General features: G+C 71.1%; 19 protein-coding genes. 11 read left to right on the top strand and 8 right to left on the bottom strand.

What is annotated here, in order from left to right; translation table 11 throughout:
• Positions 1 to 45: 45 nt before the first annotated feature.
• The 7 genes from LG278_RS15735 (at position 46) to LG278_RS15705 (ending at position 7,896) form a co-directional block, all read left to right on the top strand.
• Entirely contained in the window at positions 46 to 942 is an 897-nt protein-coding gene (locus LG278_RS15735) for a PHP domain-containing protein (protein ID WP_404388307.1), read from the top strand.
• A 166-nt stretch (positions 943 to 1,108) separates the two neighbouring features.
• Complete coding sequence (locus tag LG278_RS15730) at positions 1,109 to 1,981, top strand: RecB family exonuclease (RefSeq protein WP_404388306.1); 873 nt, start codon at positions 1,109 to 1,111, stop codon at positions 1,979 to 1,981.
• Positions 1,978 to 2,613 (top strand): maleylpyruvate isomerase N-terminal domain-containing protein, encoded by a 636-nt coding sequence (locus LG278_RS15725; protein ID WP_404388304.1) that lies wholly within the window; start codon positions 1,978 to 1,980, stop codon positions 2,611 to 2,613. Before LG278_RS15730 ends, LG278_RS15725 begins: the two co-directional genes overlap by 4 nt.
• A 24-nt stretch (positions 2,614 to 2,637) precedes the next feature.
• The gene (locus LG278_RS15720; protein WP_404388302.1) at positions 2,638 to 3,447 is read left to right on the top strand and encodes a ParA family protein; all 810 of its coding nucleotides are present in this window, start codon (positions 2,638 to 2,640) and stop codon (positions 3,445 to 3,447) included.
• Positions 3,448 to 3,546: 99 nt separating this feature from the next.
• Complete coding sequence (locus LG278_RS15715) at positions 3,547 to 4,593, top strand: NAD(P)-dependent alcohol dehydrogenase (protein ID WP_404388301.1); 1,047 nt, start codon at positions 3,547 to 3,549, stop codon at positions 4,591 to 4,593.
• A 73-nt stretch (positions 4,594 to 4,666) separates the two neighbouring features.
• Positions 4,667 to 5,389 carry an HAD family hydrolase gene (locus tag LG278_RS15710; protein ID WP_404388299.1) on the top strand — a complete coding sequence of 241 codons (723 nt, stop codon included), beginning with the start codon at positions 4,667 to 4,669 and terminating at the stop codon, positions 5,387 to 5,389.
• Complete coding sequence (locus LG278_RS15705) at positions 5,389 to 7,896, top strand: glycoside hydrolase family 65 protein (protein WP_404393679.1); 2,508 nt, start codon at positions 5,389 to 5,391, stop codon at positions 7,894 to 7,896. The genes LG278_RS15710 and LG278_RS15705 overlap by 1 nt, the downstream gene beginning before the upstream one ends.
• Here LG278_RS15705 and LG278_RS15700 read toward each other — a convergent pair.
• The 4 genes from LG278_RS15700 to LG278_RS15685 all read right to left on the bottom strand — a co-directional run bounded on the left by LG278_RS15700 (position 7,885) and on the right by LG278_RS15685 (position 12,620).
• A complete protein-coding gene (locus LG278_RS15700) occupies positions 7,885 to 8,430 on the bottom strand; it encodes a pyridoxamine 5'-phosphate oxidase family protein (RefSeq protein ID WP_404388297.1) in 546 nt (181 codons plus the stop codon). The two genes, LG278_RS15705 and LG278_RS15700, sit on opposite strands and share 12 nt — an antisense overlap.
• Positions 8,431 to 8,487: 57 nt before the next feature.
• Complete coding sequence (gene glmS / locus LG278_RS15695) at positions 8,488 to 10,308, bottom strand: glutamine--fructose-6-phosphate transaminase (isomerizing) (protein ID WP_404388296.1); 1,821 nt, start codon at positions 10,306 to 10,308, stop codon at positions 8,488 to 8,490.
• A 52-nt stretch (positions 10,309 to 10,360) separates the two neighbouring features.
• Positions 10,361 to 10,621 (bottom strand): hypothetical protein, encoded by a 261-nt coding sequence (locus LG278_RS15690; RefSeq protein ID WP_404388294.1) that lies wholly within the window; start codon positions 10,619 to 10,621, stop codon positions 10,361 to 10,363.
• A 172-nt stretch (positions 10,622 to 10,793) separates the two neighbouring features.
• Positions 10,794 to 12,620: a DEAD/DEAH box helicase gene (locus LG278_RS15685; protein ID WP_404388292.1), complete on the bottom strand. Its 1,827-nt coding sequence runs from the start codon at positions 12,618 to 12,620 to the stop codon at positions 10,794 to 10,796.
• A gap of 248 nt (positions 12,621 to 12,868) precedes the next feature.
• Here LG278_RS15685 and LG278_RS15680 point away from each other — a divergent pair, with 248 nt between their 5' ends.
• Positions 12,869 to 13,576: a ferritin-like fold-containing protein gene (locus tag LG278_RS15680; protein WP_404388291.1), complete on the top strand. Its 708-nt coding sequence runs from the start codon at positions 12,869 to 12,871 to the stop codon at positions 13,574 to 13,576.
• 86 nt (positions 13,577 to 13,662) lie between these two features.
• Here LG278_RS15680 and LG278_RS15675 read toward each other — a convergent pair whose 3' ends face one another.
• The 4 genes from LG278_RS15675 to LG278_RS15660 form a co-directional block, all read right to left on the bottom strand.
• Entirely contained in the window at positions 13,663 to 13,932 is a 270-nt protein-coding gene (locus LG278_RS15675) for a GlsB/YeaQ/YmgE family stress response membrane protein (RefSeq protein WP_404388290.1), read from the bottom strand.
• A 141-nt stretch (positions 13,933 to 14,073) separates the two neighbouring features.
• Entirely contained in the window at positions 14,074 to 14,349 is a 276-nt protein-coding gene (locus tag LG278_RS15670; protein WP_404388289.1) for a GlsB/YeaQ/YmgE family stress response membrane protein, read from the bottom strand.
• Between the two features lie 178 nt (positions 14,350 to 14,527).
• A complete protein-coding gene (locus tag LG278_RS15665; protein WP_404388288.1) occupies positions 14,528 to 14,749 on the bottom strand; it encodes a DUF3107 domain-containing protein in 222 nt (73 codons plus the stop codon).
• A 55-nt stretch (positions 14,750 to 14,804) separates the two neighbouring features.
• Entirely contained in the window at positions 14,805 to 15,467 is a 663-nt protein-coding gene (locus LG278_RS15660; RefSeq protein ID WP_404388287.1) for a TetR/AcrR family transcriptional regulator, read from the bottom strand.
• Positions 15,468 to 15,555: 88 nt separating this feature from the next.
• Here LG278_RS15660 and moeB point away from each other — a divergent pair, with 88 nt between their 5' ends.
• The 3 genes from moeB (at position 15,556) to LG278_RS15645 (ending at position 17,978) form a co-directional block, all read left to right on the top strand.
• Positions 15,556 to 16,734 (top strand): molybdopterin-synthase adenylyltransferase MoeB, encoded by a 1,179-nt coding sequence (gene moeB, locus LG278_RS15655; RefSeq protein ID WP_404388285.1) that lies wholly within the window; start codon positions 15,556 to 15,558, stop codon positions 16,732 to 16,734.
• Between the two features lie 31 nt (positions 16,735 to 16,765).
• The gene (locus LG278_RS15650) at positions 16,766 to 17,482 is read left to right on the top strand and encodes an MGMT family protein (RefSeq protein ID WP_404388283.1); all 717 of its coding nucleotides are present in this window, start codon (positions 16,766 to 16,768) and stop codon (positions 17,480 to 17,482) included.
• Positions 17,483 to 17,549: 67 nt separating this feature from the next.
• Positions 17,550 to 17,978 carry a Fur family transcriptional regulator gene (locus tag LG278_RS15645; RefSeq protein ID WP_404388281.1) on the top strand — a complete coding sequence of 143 codons (429 nt, stop codon included), beginning with the start codon at positions 17,550 to 17,552 and terminating at the stop codon, positions 17,976 to 17,978.
• Positions 17,979 to 18,043: the final 65 nt, after the last annotated feature.

Genomic DNA, 18,043 nt, shown 5'->3' with positions numbered 1-18,043 from the left:
CGGGGAGCACAGCCGTCGGGGCGCCCTCGCCTTTAGGGTGTCCTCGTGACGAGCGACGGGAGTGCGCGACGGCCCGGCCGGCAGAGCGGGCCGGTCATCGACCTGCACGCCCACTCCACCGTCAGCGACGGCACCGAGAGCCCGACCGTGCTCGTGGAGGCAGCGACCGCGGCCGGCATCGACGTGCTCGCCCTCACCGACCATGACACCGTCGGCGGCTGGGAGGAGGCCACGAGGGCGGCGCGCCGCACCGGCCTGACCCTCGTGCCGGGCATCGAGATCTCCTGTGCCGTGGGCGGTGTCTCGATCCACCTGCTCGGCTACCTCACCGACCCCGACGACCCCGCGCTGATGGCCGAGCTCGCCCACGCGCGGGAGTCCCGCGCCACCCGGCTGGCACGGATGGTCGCGCGGATGGCCGCGGACGGCATACCGGTGACCTATGAGCAGGTGCTGGCCCAGGTGGCCCCCGGTGCAACCGCTGGGCGCCCCCACATCGCCGATGCGCTCATCGCGAACGGCACCATCCGGCACCGCGACGAGGCCTTCGAGGTGTGGCTGGCCGAGGACTCGCCCTACTACGTCTCGCACCACGCCCCCCATCCGGTGCGCGGCGTCGAGCTCGTGCGCGCGGCCGGGGGAGTGCCCGTGCTCGCGCACCCCTTCACGCTCACCCGTTCACGCGGCGCCGACGAGGCGCTCGTCGAGCAGATGTATGCCGCGGGGCTCGTCGGTCTCGAGGCCTTCCACCGCGACCACGGGCCCGAGCAGATCGCGCGGGCGGAGGCGCTCGCCGAGCGATTCGGGCTGCTGCTCACGGGCTCGAGCGACTACCACGGTGCAGGCAAGCTCAACCGTCTCGGAGAGCACACGACCGACCCGGAGGTGCTCGACGCCATCGAGCGGGCGTCGTCGGGGGTCACGACCATCGTGCGCCCCTGACCGCGTCGAACTGCCCTCGTGGTCAACGTGATTGATCCGATGCGCATGGCGAGTAGGGCGCGCTCGACCGGCCTCGGCGCTCATGGGACGTGAGCACTCGACGGTCGAGTGGATGCCTGGGGACGTGGGCGCTAGGGATGTCGGACGGAGGTCCTAGGGTGGTCGCGTGACGACGCGCCCGGCCGAGCAGGAGACCTTCGCCGGCATGCCCACGCCGCTCTACTCCGGGTCGCCCTCACGGCTGATGGCGTGGCTCGACTGCCCACGGCGCTACCGCATGCAGTATCTCGACCGCCCGAAGCCGGCGGCCCGGGCGCAGCGGGCCCACACCTCCGTGGGCATCGCGACGCACAACGTGCTGCGCGACTTCTGGGACCTGCCTCCCGCGCAGCGCACGCCTGCAGGGGTGGCCGAGCTCGTGCGCACGTCGTGGATCGACGTCGGCTTCCGCGACCCCGAGCAGTCCGTGGCGTGGCGGATGCGCGTGCGTGAGGTCGTCACCGACTACCTGCGCACCTCCGACCGCGAGCGTCAGCCCGTCGGCATCGAGCGCAGCGTGTCGCTCAAGACCGACGAGGTCGCGATCACGGGGCGGATCGACCGGCTCGACGACCGCGACGGCGAGCTCGTCGTCGTCGACTACAAGACGGGTCGTCAGGTCCCGACCGGCGACGACGCCCGCACCTCGCTGCCCCTGGCGCTCTATGCCGTCGCGTCCTCGCGCATGTTCCGTCGCCCGTGCCGTCGGGTGGAGCTCCACCACGTGCCCTCCGGCACCGTTGCCGCCCACGAGCACACCGACGAGTCGCTGCAGCGCAAGGTCGCCGAGGCCGAGTCGATCGCCTCCGACCTGCGCCGCGCCGATGCCGACTACGCCGAGGTGGGCATCGAGTCGACCCGCTTCGCCCCACGACCCTCCGCGTTGTGCTCGTGGTGCGACTTCCGGGCGCACTGCCCGGAGGGCCAGGCCCAAGGACCCGAGAAGTCCGACTGGGCCGGCCTCGAGCCCTATGTGCCGACTGACAGGGGAGACCCGTGACCGATCTCCGAGCCGCCTTCCTCTCCGCCACCGATCACGTGGCCGCGATCGTCGCGCGTGAGGACGTCCGTGCCGCGTGGCACGAGCAGAGCGCCCTCGCCGAGTGGGAGGTCGGGGGTCTCGTCGCCCACCTCGCCAACCAGCCCGTCACCACCGTGGCTCTGCTGCGCGCCGATCCGATCGGCGACCCGATCACGCTCGAGGAGCACTACGCCCGGTCCGCCTGGGTCCACGCGAGCCTCGACGACGAGGTCAAGGTCTCGATCCGCGAGAGCGGCGATGCCCGGGCCGCCGAGGGCCCCGATGCGGTGCTCGCCGCCGTGATGGAGGCGCGGCGGGTGCTGCCCGATCTCCTCGCAGCGCAGTCCGACGGCCGTGCGGTGCTCATCCCATGGTCCGGCTGGTCGCTGGGTCTCGACGACTTCCTCACCGGGCGGCTGATGGAGGTCGTCGTGCACGGCGAGGACCTCGCCGCGAGCGTGGGCTTCACGTCGCCCACACTGCCTCGTGACGTGCTCGACCCCGTGCTCGCCCTCCTCACCCGGCTCGCCGTCACCCGGCACGGCCAGGGGGCGGTGGTCTCGGCGCTGACCCGGGCCGAGCGTGCGCCACGGACCATCTCTGCCTTCTGACCACCGACCTGACACACTGCTCGCATGGCCCGCCGCACGAGCATCAGCGACCCGAGCCCCGCTCCGTCCACCTCCGGTCCGACCGTGATCGCCCTGGCCAACCAGAAGGGCGGGGTCGCCAAGACGACCTCGGTCGCGAGCCTCGGTGCTGCCCTCGCCGAGCTCGGCAAGCGGGTCCTGCTCGTGGACCTCGACCCGCAGGCCTGTCTGACCTTCTCGCTCGGGGTCGACCCCGACACCGTCGAGCGCTCCGTTCACGACGTGCTCACCGGCGGCGTCGCGCTCGCTGACGTCGTGCTGACGACCGACGACGGCATGGATCTCGTGCCGTCGGCCATCGAGCTCGCCGGGGCAGAGGCGATGCTGCTGTCGCGGCCCGGGCGCGAGTACGTCCTGCGCACGGCGCTGGAAGGCGCCGACACGGCATACGACGTCGTGCTGCTTGACTGCTCGCCGAGCCTGGGGGTGCTGACGCTCAACGCGCTCACGGCTGCCGACGGGCTCATCATCCCGATGCCGTGCGAGATGCTCAGCCACCGCGGCGTGGGCCAGCTGCTCGACACCGTCAGTGACGTCCAGAAGATCCTCAACCGCGACCTCGAGGTGTGGGGCATCCTGCCGACGCTCTACGACGGACGCAGCAACCACTCGCGTGAGGTGCTCGCCGACGTCGGTGCGCGCTACGACCTGCCGGTGCTCGAGCCGCCGATCCCCAAGACGGTGCGCTTCGCCGAGGCACCCGCCGTCGGCCGGTCGATCCTCGCCACCGCGCGCTCGTCCAAGGGTGCGCAGGCCTACCGCGAGGTGGCGCAGTCGCTCGTGCCGCGTCTCTGACCGAAGCGGCCTCCGACAGGGAATGTTTCCCGGTGACCCCGTGCTGCACCTCAGAGTGCCCGCACGACATCGGCACGACCCCTGCCTGAAGGAGACCCCGTGATCACCACGCCCGCCCTCGTCGCCCCGAGCGCCGGAGCCCGCTTCGAGGCCCGCTCCATCGAGCACCGTGACCTGCGCGACGACGACGTGCTCATCGACATCAGGTTCGCCGGCATCTGCCACAGCGACATCCACCAGGTCCGCGAGGAGTGGGGCAGCGCCATCTTCCCCATGGTCCCCGGCCACGAGATCGCCGGCGTCGTCTCGGCGGTCGGTGACGGCGTAACGAAGCACAAGGTCGGCGACCGCGTCGGCGTCGGCTGCATGGTCGACTCGTGCGGCGAGTGCGAGTTCTGCAAGGACGGCGAGGAGCAGTTCTGCGCCAAGGGCGCCGTCATGACCTACAACGGCAAGGGCTACGACGGCGAGCCGACCAGGGGTGGCTACGCCCAGCAGGTCGTCGTCTCGGAGCGCTTCGCCGTCGGCATCCCCGACGGCATCGAGCTCGACGTCGCCGCGCCGCTGCTCTGCGCCGGCATCACCGTCTGGACCCCCCTCAAGCGCTGGGGCGCCGGCCCCGGCAAGAAGGTCGCCGTCATCGGCTTCGGCGGGCTCGGCCACATGGCCGTCAAGATCGCAGCCGCCCTCGGCGCCCAGGTGAGCGTCCTGTCGCGCACCGACGCCAAGAAGGACGACGGTGCCGCACTCGGCGCCGAGCACTACCACGCCACCGGCGACGAGGGCGTGCTTGCGAGCCTCAAGGGCAGCTTCGACATCATCATCAACACGGTGAGCGCCGACCTGCCGATGCAGAAATACATCGGCCTGCTGCGCCCGCTCGGTGTCATCGCGAACGTCGGACTGCCCTCTGGCAACTACGATTTCGCGCCGGGCGCCGTCGTCGGTGGCAGCCGCGTCGTTGCCGGCTCCACCATCGGCGGCATCCCCGCCACCCAGGAGATGCTGGAGTTCTGCGCCGCCCACGGCATCGGCGCCACGGTCGAGACCATCTCGGCCGACGAGGTCGACGCGGCCTACGACCGGGTCGTCGCCGGCGACGTGCGCTACCGCTTCGTCATCGACACGAGCACCATCGCCGTCTGAGTGCCGTATGCCGTCCGGTCGGCTCCGTGGACCGGTGACCACGCGCAGGCGCTCGGGGCCCTAGGCTCGCACTGTGCAGTGGGATGACTACGACGCGGCGCTCTTCGATCTCGACGGGGTGCTGACACCGACCGCCGAGGTGCACATGCGCGCCTGGGACCGGATGTTCAACGACTACCTCGCCGAGCGGGCCAGCGAGGAGCCGGTGGACCGCTACACGTCCGCCGACTACTTCGCGCACGTCGACGGCAAGCCCCGCTTCGACGGGGTGCGCACGTTCCTCGCCTCTCGTGGCATCGAGCTGCCCGAGGGGACGACGGACGACGCCCCCGACGCCGAGACGGTCGGGGGCCTCGGCAACCGCAAGAACGCCGTCTTCGCCGCAATCCTCGAGGAGGAGGGCGTGGAGCCCTACCCGGCCTCCGTGCGGCTGCTCGACCACCTCGCGGGCCGGGGCACCGCCGTCGCGGTGGTGTCCTCGTCGCGCAACGCGCCCGTCGTGCTCGCGGCCGCGCGCCTCGCGGACCGCTTCGAGATCGTCGTCGACGGCCAGGTCGCCGCCCAGGAGGGTCTCGAGGGCAAGCCGTCACCCGCCACCTACCTGCACGCTGCGCGCCTGCTCGGCGTGGAGGCGGGGCGCAGCGTCGTCCTCGAGGACGCCCTGTCGGGGGTCGCCTCCGGCCGCGCGGGTGACTTCGGCCTCGTCGTCGGTGTCGACCGGGGGGCCGGGCGCGACGCCCTGCTCGACGGCGGCGCCGACATCGTCGTGGCCGAGCTCGACGAGCTCATCCCATGATGCGCCACGAGCTGCAGGGCAGCCCCGACCCGATCGACCGCACCCGCTTCCCCGTCGACGAGTGGGCCTGGCGCGAGACGTGGTACTCCACCGACGACCTCGGCCTGACCGAGACCGTCTTTGCCGTCGGCAACGGCTACCTCGGCATGCGCGGCAACGTCGAGGAGGGCCGCGACGTGCACGCGCACGGCACCTTCATCAACGGCTTCCACGAGACGTGGCAGATCCGCCACGCCGAGGAGGCCTTCGGCTTCGCCCAGACCGGGCAGACGATCGTCAACGTCCCCGACGTCAAGACGATCAAGGTCTATGTCGACGACGAGCCCCTCATGCTCTCGCTCGCCGACCTGCAGGACTACGAGCGCACGCTCGACTTCCGCGACGGCGTGCTGCGCCGCAGCCTCGTGTGGCGCACCCCGTCGGGCAAACGGGTGCTCATCGAGTCGACCCGCATGGTGTCGTTCGAGCAGCGCCACCTCGCCGTCATGACCTTCGACGTGACGCTGCTCGACGCCGACGCGCCGGTCGCGATCTCGTCGCAGATCCTCAACCGCCAGGACGGCACCGACGACTACCACGTGTCGACGTCGGCCCGTGCGTTCGACCCCCGCAAGGCCTCCCGCCTCGTCGAGCGGGTGCTCGACCCCCAGAGCCACTGGGCGAGCGACCGCCGCACCGTGCTCAGCTATCGCTGCGTCAACTCCGGCATGACGCTCGCGGTCGGGGTCGACCACGACATCTCCACCGACTGCGACTACGAGGACCTCAGCCACGCCGAGGACGACCTCGGCAAGAAGATCTATCGCGTCAAGGGCCGCCAGGGCCACCCCATCCGCCTCACCAAGGTGGCGGCCTACCACACCTCGCGTGGCGTGCCCACGCGCGAGCTCGTCGACCGCGCCCGACGCACCCTTGACCGCGTGCGTGACACCGGAGTCGCCGAGTGCTTCGAGCAGCAGCGGAGCTGGCTCGACCGCTTCTGGGCCGACTCGGACGTCCAGGTCGAAGGTCACCCGGCGATCCAGCAAGCCGTGCGCTGGAACCTCTTCCAGCTCGCCCAGGCCTCGGGGCGCATCGAGCAGGTCGGCATCCCCGCCAAGGGCGTGAGTGGCTCGGGCTACGAAGGTCACTACTTCTGGGACACCGAGACCTACGTCCTGCCCTTCCTCAGCTACACCTCGCCGTCCGTCGCGCGAGGCGCTCTGCGCTTCCGCTACCTCATGCTGCCCGCGGCCCGCCGCCGCGCCGCCGAGCTGTCCAACACCGGCGCCCTCTACCCGTGGCGCACGATCAACGGCGAGGAGGCCTCCGCCTACTACGCCGCCGGCACGGCGCAGTACCACATCAACGCCGACATCTCCTTCGCGCTGTGCAAGTACGTGCAGGCCTCCGGCGACGACGACTTCATGATGCGTGAGGGCATCGACATCCTCGTCGAGACGGCGCGGATGTGGACCGACCTCGGCTTCTGGCTGGGTCGGGGCGAGTCACGCCGGTTCCACCTCCACGGCGTCACCGGTCCGGACGAGTACACGACGGTTGTCAACAACAACCTCTTCACCAACGTCATGGCGAGCGACAACCTGCGCCAGGCCGCCCGTTGGGCCCGCCGGCTGCAGCACGAGTTCCCCGACGCCTACGAGCGTCTCGTGGATCGACTCGACCTCGACGACGACGAGATCGACGAGTGGGCCGACTGCTCTGCGGGGATGTACATCCCCTACGACGAGGGCCTGCAGGTGCACCCGCAGGACCAGCACTTCCTCGAGCGCGAGGTGTGGGACCTCGCCGCCACCCCCGACTCCAAGCGGCCGCTGCTGCTCCACTACCACCCGCTCGTCATCTACCGCTTCCAGGTGCTCAAGCAGGCCGACGTCGTCGCGGCGCTCTTCCTCCAGGGGCAGATGTTCTCGCAGGAGCAGAAGCGCGCCGACTTCGAGTACTACGACCCGCTGACGACCGGAGACTCGACCCTCTCGTCGGTCGTGCAGTCCATCGTCGCGGCCGAGGTGGGCTATCGCGACCTCGCTCTCGAGTACTTCCACTCGGGGCTCTACGTCGACCTCGCCGACCTGCACGGCAATGCCGCCGACGGGGTGCACGTCGCCTCGACGGGCGGCGTGTGGAACGCGCTCGTCTACGGCTTCGGCGGCATGCGTGACCACAACGGCACGCTGACCTTCGACCCCAGACTCCCCGTGGACTGGCCGCGCCTCACCTTCCGCATCCAGGCACGGGGCAGTCGTCTGCTCGTCGAGGTCGACCACGAGCGGATCAGCTTCACGCTGCGCGACGGTGACCCCGCCGAGGTCTCGGTGCGCGGTGAGCGGGTCACCGTGACCGGCGTAGACCCGACAGTCGTCGAGCTCGACGGCCACGGTCCGGTCATCCTCGGCCGGCTCGGCAGCCTGCCCTTCGTCGGCTCGAGCAACGAGCACGAGATGGTCTACACCGCAGGCGTGCCCGATCCGGAGCGGGAGCGACGGCGACGCGGCTCACGAGCCTAGGGCGGGCAGGCCGTCGATCGACGTCGCGTTCTTCGTGGCTCGGTAGGTCTCGAGGCCGGCCTCGCCGCGGTGCCCGGCCCACGACGTCAGCAGGTCACGATCACCCTCGTGCGACATGAGCGGCACGGCATACCCGCAGGAGTCCGAGACCCGGTCGACGTCGACGACCACGATGCCGCGCACACCGGGGTGGTCTGCGAATCGCTCTCTGAGGGAGTCGAACTCGCCCTCTCCGGGCACGGTGTGCCGGCCGTGGCCGTGCAGCCGGACGATGTTGGGCGGTCCCTCGAAGGCGCAGAACATCACCGTGATGCGGCCGTTCTCTCGCAGGTGCGCCACCGTCTCGGCGCCGCTCCCCGTGAGGTCGAGATAGGCCACGGTGTGCTCGTCGACGACGGCGAACGTGCCGTCGAGACCCTTGGGGGAGAGGTTGACCCTGCCGTCGGCAGCCAGTGGTGCGGTCGCGACGAAGAAGACGTGTTGCTTCTCGATGAAGGCCCGCAGGCGATCGGTGATCGACTCGTGCAGCTTCATGACCGCTCCTCACCCGGCCCCGTGCGCCTCAGCAGCGCAGCGGCTCTGGACGTGAGCTCACTCGACGGTGACCGACTTCGCCAGATTACGAGGCTTGTCGATGTCGAGCCCCAGCGCGACCGCTGCGTGATACGCGAGCAGCTGCATCGGGATCATCAGCAGGATGGGGTCGAGCTCGACCTCGTTGCGCGGCACGTCGACGCGTCGGTCCTGCAGGGGCCCGAGGTCGACTCCGGGGTGCGAGATCGCCACGACCCGCCCGCCGCGCGCCAGCACCTGCTCGGCAGCGGCGAGGTTGCGGTCGGTCAGCTCGTCGTCCGGGATGACCGCGACCGTGGGCCTGGACTCCTCGATGAGCGCGAGCGGCCCGTGCTTGAGCTCGCTCGTCTGGTAGGCCTCGGCGTGCCGGTAGGAGATCTCCTTGAACTTCTGGGCGCCCTCGCGTGCCACGGGGAAGCCGCGCACCCGACCGATGAAGAAGAGGCTCTCGGCGCTCGAGAGCTCCTCGGCCAGGCGGGCGATGCGCTCCTCGTCGGCGAGGACTGCCGCAATGTCGGCCGGCAGCCGCTCGAGGCCGGCGATGACGCGTTGCCCGTCGGCGACCGAGAGGTCGCGCACCCGCCCGAGCAGCAGGGCGAGCAGGGCGAAGCCGACGCCCATGTGGGTCAGGGCCTTGGTCGAGGCGACCGCGATCTCGGGCCCCGCATGGAGGTAGATGCCTCCGTCGCACTCACGGGCGATCGTCGACCCGACGACGTTGACGAGGCCGATGACCTGACCGCCCTTGCGCTTGATCTCGCGCACGGCGAAGGCGGTGTCGGCCGTCTCGCCCGACTGGCTCACCGCCACGTAGAGGGTGTCGGGCTCGATGATGGGGTTGCGGTAGCGGAACTCAGAGGCAGCCTCGGCGTGCGCCGGGATGCGTGCCAGCTCCTCGATCATCAGCGCCCCCAGCTCACCGACGTAGTAGGCGGACCCGCAACCCAGGATCTTGACGCGGCGGAAGGCGCGCAGCTCGCGCGGCGACAGGTTGAGCCCGTCGAGCCGAGCCGTGCCGAAGCGGGTGTCGAGCCGGCCGCGGAGCATGCGCGAGACGGTCTCCGGCTGCTCCGCGATCTCCTTGGCCATGAAGTGCCCGTGCGCCCCGATCTCGACGTCGTCGGCCGAGACCTCGATCTCGGTCGGCACGCGGCCGGTGTCGTGGCTGTCGCGGGTGAAGGTGCGGTAGTCCTTGGCCGTGACGACTGCCAGCTCGCCGTCGTCGAGGTGAACGACCGACGAGGTGTGCCGTACGAGGGCGGACGCGTCGGACGCGACGAACATCTCCCGGTCGCCCACCCCGATGATGAGGGGGGAGCCGTTGCGCGCCACCACGACGCGATCGGGCTGCTGGGCGTCGAGGACGGCGACGGCATACGTGCCGACGACCTGCTCGAGCGCCTCGACGACGCGGTCCTCGAGCGTGGCGGCGCCGGAGCGTGCCACGAGGTGCGCGAGCACCTCGGTGTCGGTGTCGGAGCTGAAGGTGACGCCCTCGGCGCCGAGCCGCGAGCGCAGCGCGCCGGCGTTGTCGATGATGCCGTTGTGGACGACGCTGATGCGGCCGTCCTCGCTCGAGTGCGGGTGGGCGTTGGCCTCGGTGGCCGGCCCATGGGTCGCCCACCGGGTGTGACCGATGCCGACGGTGCCGGAGAGCCGCTTGGGCAGCGCGCCCTCGAGCTCACGCACCCGGCCGACGCGCCGCACGACGGTGGCCCCCGCGCTGCCGAGCACGGCGATGCCGGCGGAGTCGTAGCCGCGATACTCCAGGCGCGTCAGGCCCTCGATGAGGATGGGGGCGGCGGGCTGGCGTCCGACGTAGCCGACGATTCCGCACATGGGTGAACTCTCCTGATGGTCGGGGTGGGGGACGGGACTGGACGGGCCGGGCTCAGCCGTAGATGATCCGGCGCAGCTGGCGCTCGCTGAGGGTGGGCGCGGCGACGAGGCGCTGGCTCAGCTCGCCGGCGATCGTCCGGTAGATGGCGGGGTTGCGGGTGCCGCGCAGCTGCAGGGCGGAGTGCCGGCGGCGCACGAAGTCCTCGACGGGCTCGGCGTAGTGCGCGAGCACGTCGCCGATGACCCGCGCTGCCTCGGCCTCGCTCAGGCCGGTTGATCCGGCGACTCGGGCGACGAGATCACGGTCAGGCACTCGACGAGGATGCACCACGCCTGCTCCTGACGCCAAGAATCTGCCCGATTTCGGGCAGACGGGACCCGATGGGGACGTCCCTCGATGCTGGGTGTCGTATGCCGCGTGGCCCGGACATGCGTGTGGCCACCTCCCGCAGGAGGTGGCCACACGTCGGAGCAGGAGCGTCAGCTCACTCGGCTGCCACCGGGGCGGGCGCGCTCTCGCCGCGGCCCGAGCCGCCGCGCCGGCGCCGGCGACGGGGCCGGGTGTCATCGGACTCGGGCGCACCGTCGGTACCTTCACCGTTGCCGCGCGAGGGCGATGCACCGTTGGCGCTCGGCGCGTCTCCCGTGGCGCCGTCGGCGCCGCCGGCCTCGGCGCCGGCAGCCGCCGCACCGCTGCCGCGGGTGCGGCGACGGTTGCGGTTGGGGCGCGGGCGGCTCTCACCGTCAGCAGTGCCGCCAGCCACGCCGGAGGCCTCGTCGCCGGAGGCGCCGGTGCCACCCACGGGCGCATCGGCGGCGGTGTCGCGCGCCACGGCATCGCGGGAGCCGTCACGCGATCCGGAGTCACGGCCGCGGCCGTCGCCGCGACCCCCGCTGCGCGAGCCGCCGCGACCGCCGTCGCGGGAGCTGTCGCGCCCACCGTCTCGCCCACCGTCGCGACCGCCGGACTTGCCGTGCCGCTTGCCGGTCTCGCCGAGGTCCTCGATCTCCTCGGCCCCGAGGCCAGCCAGGGTCTGCTGCGAGCGGCGCAGGCGACCCTTGGCGTCGGTCGGGATGCCGAGGTCGCTGTAGAGGTGGTCAGAGCTCGAGTAGGTCTCCTGCGGGTCGGGGATGCCGAGGTCGAGCGCCTTGTTGATCAGGGCCCACCGGTGCAGGTCGTCCCAGTCGACGAAGGTGACGGCGACACCGGTGTTGCCGGCGCGCGCCGTGCGGCCGATGCGGTGCAGGTAGGTCTTCTCGTCCTCGGGGCACTGGAAGTTGATGACGTGCGTGACGTTGTCGACGTCGATGCCGCGGGCGGCGACGTCGGTGGCGACGAGGATGTCGACCTTGCCGTTGCGGAAGGCCCGGAGCGCCTGCTCGCGGGCTCCCTGGCCGAGGTCGCCGTGGATCGCGGCGGCCGCGAAGCCGCGCTCGACGAGCTCGTCGGCGACCTTGGCCGCGGTGCGCTTGGTGCGGCTGAAGATGATGGTCAGGCCGCGGTCGGTCGCCTGGAGCATGCGCGAGAGCATCTCGACCTTGTCCATCGCGTGGGCGCGGTAGACGAACTGCTCGACGGCCTTGACCGTGTGGGCGTTCTCGGTGTCGTCGCCCATCGCGCGGATGTGCGTGGGCTGGCTCATGTAGCGCCGGGCCAGCGCGACGATCGCGCCGGGCATCGTCGCCGAGAAGAGCATCGTCTGGCGCGAGGCCGGCGTCAGCGACATCAGCGTCTCGACGTCGGGCAGGAAGCCGAGGTCGAGCATCTCGTCGGCCTCGTCGAGCACGACGGTGCGGGCCTGCGACAGGTCGAGGTGCCCCTGCTTCGCCAGGTCGATGAGGCGGCCGGGCGTGCCGACGACGACCTCGACGCCGGTGCGAAGGGCCTCGATCTGGGGCTCGTAGGCGCGGCCACCGTAGACCGTGAGCACGCGCACCCCGCGACGGCGACCGGCCCGCTCGAGGTCGCCGGCGACCTGCACGGCGAGCTCACGCGTCGGTGCCACAGCAAGAGCCTGCGGCTTGCCGGGACGGGCGAGGGCGGCATACCCCTCGTCGGCGGGCGTGACGACACGGTTGAGGATCGGCACGCCGAAGCCGAGCGTCTTGCCCGTGCCGGTCTTGGCCTGGCCGATGATGTCGTGGCCGCCGAGCGCGACGGGGAGCGTCATCGCCTGGATGGGGAAGGGGATGATGATGCCGGCGTCGGCGAGTGAGGCCACGATGTCGGGGTGGACGTCGAAGTCGGCGAAGGTGAGCTCCGGAGCCACTGCCGCGGCAGGCTCGATCGGGCTCTGGGTGGGCTGGGTCATGGGCATCTCTCGATCGGCACGAGCACCCCGCGGGGCGGGAGCTCAGTGGCGCGTGACGGGCCGATCGGAGCGTGTCGTTGACGGTCGGTGGCTCTCGCATCGATGCGGGCTCCACCGGTGCGGGGTGAGTCTCTGCTCCTCGCGGGCACCATCTGGGCAAACCTTCGGGCCGACCGGGCACCGAGTTGTCCAGCCCATCCTACCGGCACGTCGGCGCGGGGCCCGCCATCGATCACTAGATTGTGTGCATGACCAGCGCTGACGCACCGTTCGAGCCCCTCCCGGCCACCGCGGGGGAGCCCGGCTACCTCGCGGCGGTCACTGACCTGCTCGGGGCGCTGGCCTACGGCGAGCTGCGCGCCTTCTCGCAGCTGGCCAAGGACGCCGAGCTCGCGCCGACGCTGCGCCACAAGTCGGCCATCGCCCAGCTCGCCGCCCACGAGCTGCGCAACTTCACCGTCTTGAGCGAGCGGCTGGCGTCGCTCGGGGTCGAGCCGGAGACGGCGATGGAGCCCTTCGTGCCGGCTGTCGACGCGTTCCACGAGCGCACGGCGCCGTCGGACTGGCTCGAGGGGATGGTCAAGGCCTACGTCGGCGAGGGCATCGCCCAGGACTTCTACCGCGAGATCTCCACCTACGTCGACGCCGACACCCAGGCGCTCGTGCTGCAGGTGCTCGAGGACGAGGGACAGTCGGACTTCGCGGTGGCTGCGGTGCGCGAGGCGATCGAGCAGGACGGGCGCCTGTCGGGCCGGCTCGCCCTCTGGGGCCGGCGTCTCGTCGGCGAGGCGATCACCCAGGCGCAGCGCGTCGGGGTCGAGCGCGACGCGCTCGCGAGCATCCTCGTCGGCGCACCCGGACGCGCTGGTGCCGACCTCGCCGAGCTGGGCCGGATGTTCGCCCGGCTCACCGACGAGCACACCCGTCGCATGGAGCGGCTCGGGCTGTCGGCCTGACCCTTCGAACACGACAGAAGGGCCCGGCCGTGAGGCCGAGCCCTTCGTCATGCCGAGCGGGGTGTGCCGCGGGGCGAAAGTCCGTGTCAGACGGACTTGTTGGTGATGCGGCCGTAGGCGACGATGCCGAGCGCGGCGAGGATCGCACCGACGATCCAGTACCACCACTGGATGCCACCGTTGGCGTTCTCGTAGCCGAAGATCGCGCCGAGGATCAGCGTCGCGACGAGCGAGGCGATGATGCCGATGACGATCGTCATCACGATCGAGATGTTCTGCTTGCCGGGCACGATGAGACGGCCCAGGGCGCCGATGATGAGGCCGGCCACGATCGCTCCGATAATTGCGCCAATCATGTCTTTGCTCCTTCTGGCCCCCCGTGCGGGGCGACCTCTTGGTCCGCGCGGGAGCACGGACGACAGTTGCAGCATTCCACTGTCCCACCATTGGGGCGGGAGTGGTGGGTGTGACGCGCGGAAACTCGCGTCGGACACCCGTCAGCGGGTGGGGTGGCTCGCGCCCCTCACCCGGCCGTAGCCGAGGATCAGGATCGCCGCGACGACGACCCCGATGAGTCCTGAGGTCCAGTCGACGGCAACGGTGTCGCGGTCACCGCTGATCGAGTAGTAGATCAGCGTCCCGACGAGCGACCCGGCAGCGCCGAGCGCGATCGTCAGGGGGAGGCTGATGGACTGCCTGCCTGGCAACGCCAGGCGGGCGAGGGGGCCGACGACGGCGCCAGCGACGACAGCGAACACGACGGTCCACAGCACGCTGGCCTCCTCCGGACGGCCCGCGGGTGTCGGGCTGACGGCGGACCGGCATGAACCGGCCCCTGACGTCAGTGTTGTACCCGGATCAGCGGCTCGAGCCACACGGCGATACGCACCTGTGACCTGGGACGGGCGTCCCAGGTCACAGCACGGGTCCCGGCCGTCGTCGCGCCGACCGTCAGGAGGCGCCGAATCCGACCCCGCCACGGCGCTCGGCGCCGGTGGTCACGTAGCCGATGGATGCCGACGGCACGATGATGCGACCGCCCTTGTCGTCGACGAGCTCGAGCACGTCGGAGTCGAGCGCCGCCTTGACCGCGGCGAGGATCTCGTCGGTCGACTGCGCGGTCTCGAAGGCGATCTCGCGCGCCACGTTCTGGACGCCGATGCGGATCTCCACGTCATACCTGCTTTCTCACACGTCGTCGGGCGCGCGATCGGCGCCCGTCGTCACCTTAACCAGCGGTGGTGCCCACGGATTCCTTGGGCTTGTCGGCGCCGGATCGCACGGACGGGAAGGCCCCGAAACCGCGGCGGATGAGCGCCGCGGTGACGCGGACCGCCGTGTCTTCGGACAACGTCGCCTCGTGGGTCAGCCAGTGCCGCGCCGCCGTCTGGGCCATGCCGACGAAGGCGACGCCGACGAGCACCGCCTCCTCCTGCTCCATCGACGTTTCGCTCGTGATGATCTCGGCCATCGCCTCCGCGCAGGTGAGGTCGATCTGGTCGAGCCGCTTGCGCACCTCGGGCTCGTTGGCGAGGTCGGACTCGAAGATGAGGCGGAAGGCTGCGCCCTCCTGCCCGACGAAGTCGAAGTAGGCGCGCGTCATCGTGTTGATGCGGGCCTTGTTGTCCTCGAGGGCGAGAGCGTCGCGGACGAGCTGCTCCAGCTCACCGGTGTGCTGGTCGATGAGGGCGAGGTAGAGCTCCAGCTTGCCCGGGAAGTGCTGGTAGAGCACGGGCTTGGAGACGCCGGCGCGAGCGGCGATGTCGTCCATGGCGGCGGAGTGGTAGCCGTTCTCGACGAAGACGCCGAGAGCTGCGTCGAGCAGCTGGGCGCGTCGCTCCGACCGGGGGAGCCGCTGGCCGCGAACGGCGGCGGGGGAGTCGTCAGGCATGCGGGTCCTCGTGAGCGGTTCGGTGCTGCGAGCGTCCCTCTCGGGACGACGATGTCATTGTCACCATACCGAGCAGTACCGTGATCGCATGTCGACGGATCCGCTGGTCAAGACGGGTCGATCGCTCAGCCGACCCGAGCTGACGCGCTACGCCCGGCACGTGCTGCTGCCCGACGTGGGGCGCGACGGTCAGGAGCGGCTCGCCGCCGCCCGGGTGCTCGTCGTCGGCGCGGGTGGCCTCGGATCGCCGGCCCTGCTCTACCTGGCAGCCGCCGGGGTCGGCACCATCGGCGTCGTCGACGCCGACGTCGTCGACCTGACCAACCTCCACCGCCAGGTCATCCACTCCGACGCCGACATCGGTCGGCCCAAGACCGAGTCCGCCGAGGCGGCCGTGCACCGGGTCAACCCGCACGTCACCGTCGAGCGGCACGACCTCGCACTCGACTCGTCCAACGCCCTCGAGATCATCGCGGACTACGACGTCGTCGTCGACGGCACCGACAACTTCCCGACCCGCTACCTCGTCAACGACGCCTGCGTCATGCTCGGCAAGCCGCACGTCTGGGGCTCGATCCTGCGGTTCGACGGCCAGGTCTCGGTGTGGTGGGCGGGCCACGGACCCTGCTATCGCTGCGTCTTCCCCGAGCCGCCACCGCCGGGGTCGGTGCCGAGCTGCGCCGAGGGTGGCGTGCTCGGTGTGCTCTGCGCCGCGATCGGCTCGGTGCAGTCGACGGAGGCGATCAAGCTGCTCCTCGGCATCGGCGAGCCCCTCACCGGCAGGCTGCTCGTCCACGACGCGCTGCGCCAGAGCTGGGACACCCTGACCGTGCGGGCCGACCCCGAGTGCCCGGTCTGCGGTGACGACCCGAGCGTCACCGAGCTCATCGACTACGTCGAGTTCTGCGGGGTGCCCGGCGCGGCTGCCCCCGACGAGGGTGACCTGCCGACCGTGACGGTGCACGAGATGGTGGGAGAGCTGGCCTCCGGCCGCCCGCCGTTGCTCGTCGACGTGCGCGGCACCGAGGAGCGGGCCATCGCGAGCATCCCGGGGGCGGTGGCGATCCACCTCGACCTCTTCAGGTCGGGCGAGGCCTTCGAGGAGCTGCCGGACGACCGGCGGGTCCTCATCCACTGCAAGGTGGGCGCGCGCTCCGCGGAGGCGACCCGCCTGGCGCTGCGCGCGGGGCTCACCGACGTCGCGAACGTCGAGGGCGGCATACTCGCCTATCTGCGTGAGATCGACCCGACGCAGCCGGAGTACTGACCCACCCGACCAGCCCCGAGGAGCGCGCCCGATGTCGGTCGAGGACCACGCCGCGAGGGTGCTCGACCTCGTGGCCCGCATCCCACCCGGTCGAGTGCTCGCCTACGGCGACATCGCCAAGCGACTCGGCGGCCTGGGGCCCCGCACGGTCGGCACCGTGATGAGCCGCTACGGCTCCGACGTGCCGTGGTGGCGGGTGATCCGGTCGGACGGGCGCCCTCCGCAGGGCCTCGAGTCCGAGGCGCTCGAGCACTGGCGCGCCGAGGGCACCCCGATGGTCGGTGGACTCGTCGAGGGGGGCCGCGCCGACATGGCGCGCGCCCGCTGGGAGGAGGCGCCCGGTGCCCGGCCCGCCGGGGCGCGGGGCGGGCTGCACCACGTCGAGATCTGGGTCGCGGACATCGAGGCTGCCGGGCGCGAGTGGGGCTGGCTGCTCGAAGGGCTCGGCTACCGCCTCGGCGACGACTGGGGCCATGGCAGGGCGTGGGAGCGCGGGTCGCTCTACCTCGTCGTCGAGGCAGGCCCTGACGTGCAGGAGGGTCGCCACGAGCGACGACGGCCCGGGGTGAATCACCTTGCCTTCCATGGCGGTTCGCGCGCCGAGGTCGATGCGCTGGTGGCGGGTTGCGAGGCGGGCGGTTGGACGCTGATGTTTGCCGACCGGCACCCGTATGCCGGTGGGCCCGATCACTACGCCGCCTACCTCGAGAGCGGGGAGGGCTTCGAGGTCGAGCTCGTCGCCGACTGACCTCTTCGGCGGGGCCGGTCTCACATTGAGACTTGATCCGCTCCAGATAACGGGCCAGACTCGGGTCGTGGTCGAGACGGACATCGAAGTGCAGCTGAGACAGTCGGGACTGCGTGTGACGCGCCCGCGCGTCGCCGTGCTGACGGTGCTGCGCGACCACCCGCACACCGACACCGACACGATCATCAGGCGCGTCCGCGACGTCGCCGGTGACGTGTCGCACCAGGCCGTCTACGACGTGCTGCGTGCCCTCACCGACGCCGGTCTCGTGCGCCGCATCCAGCCCAGCGGGTCGGTCGCCCGCTACGAGGTGCGCGTCGGTGACAACCACCACCACGTCGTATGCCGTTCGTGCGGCTTCATCGCCGACGTGGACTGTGCGGTCGGCGAGGCCCCGTGCCTCGACGCCTCCGCCGACCACGGCTTCCTCATCGACCAGGCCGAGGTGACGTACTGGGGACTCTGTGCCCCGTGCGCTGCAGCGGCAGCCTCCTGAAGTGCCCACCCCTTGAGAGAAAAGGACGTCCTCGTGTCTGAGCTCCACCACCCGAATGCCGAAGT

It is taken from the genome of Humibacillus xanthopallidus (assembly GCF_044793955.1).
In the GTDB taxonomy this organism is placed as follows: Bacteria; Actinomycetota; Actinomycetes; order Actinomycetales; family Dermatophilaceae; genus Humibacillus; species Humibacillus xanthopallidus_C.
This window is presented reverse-complemented; position numbering and strand designations above follow the sequence as displayed.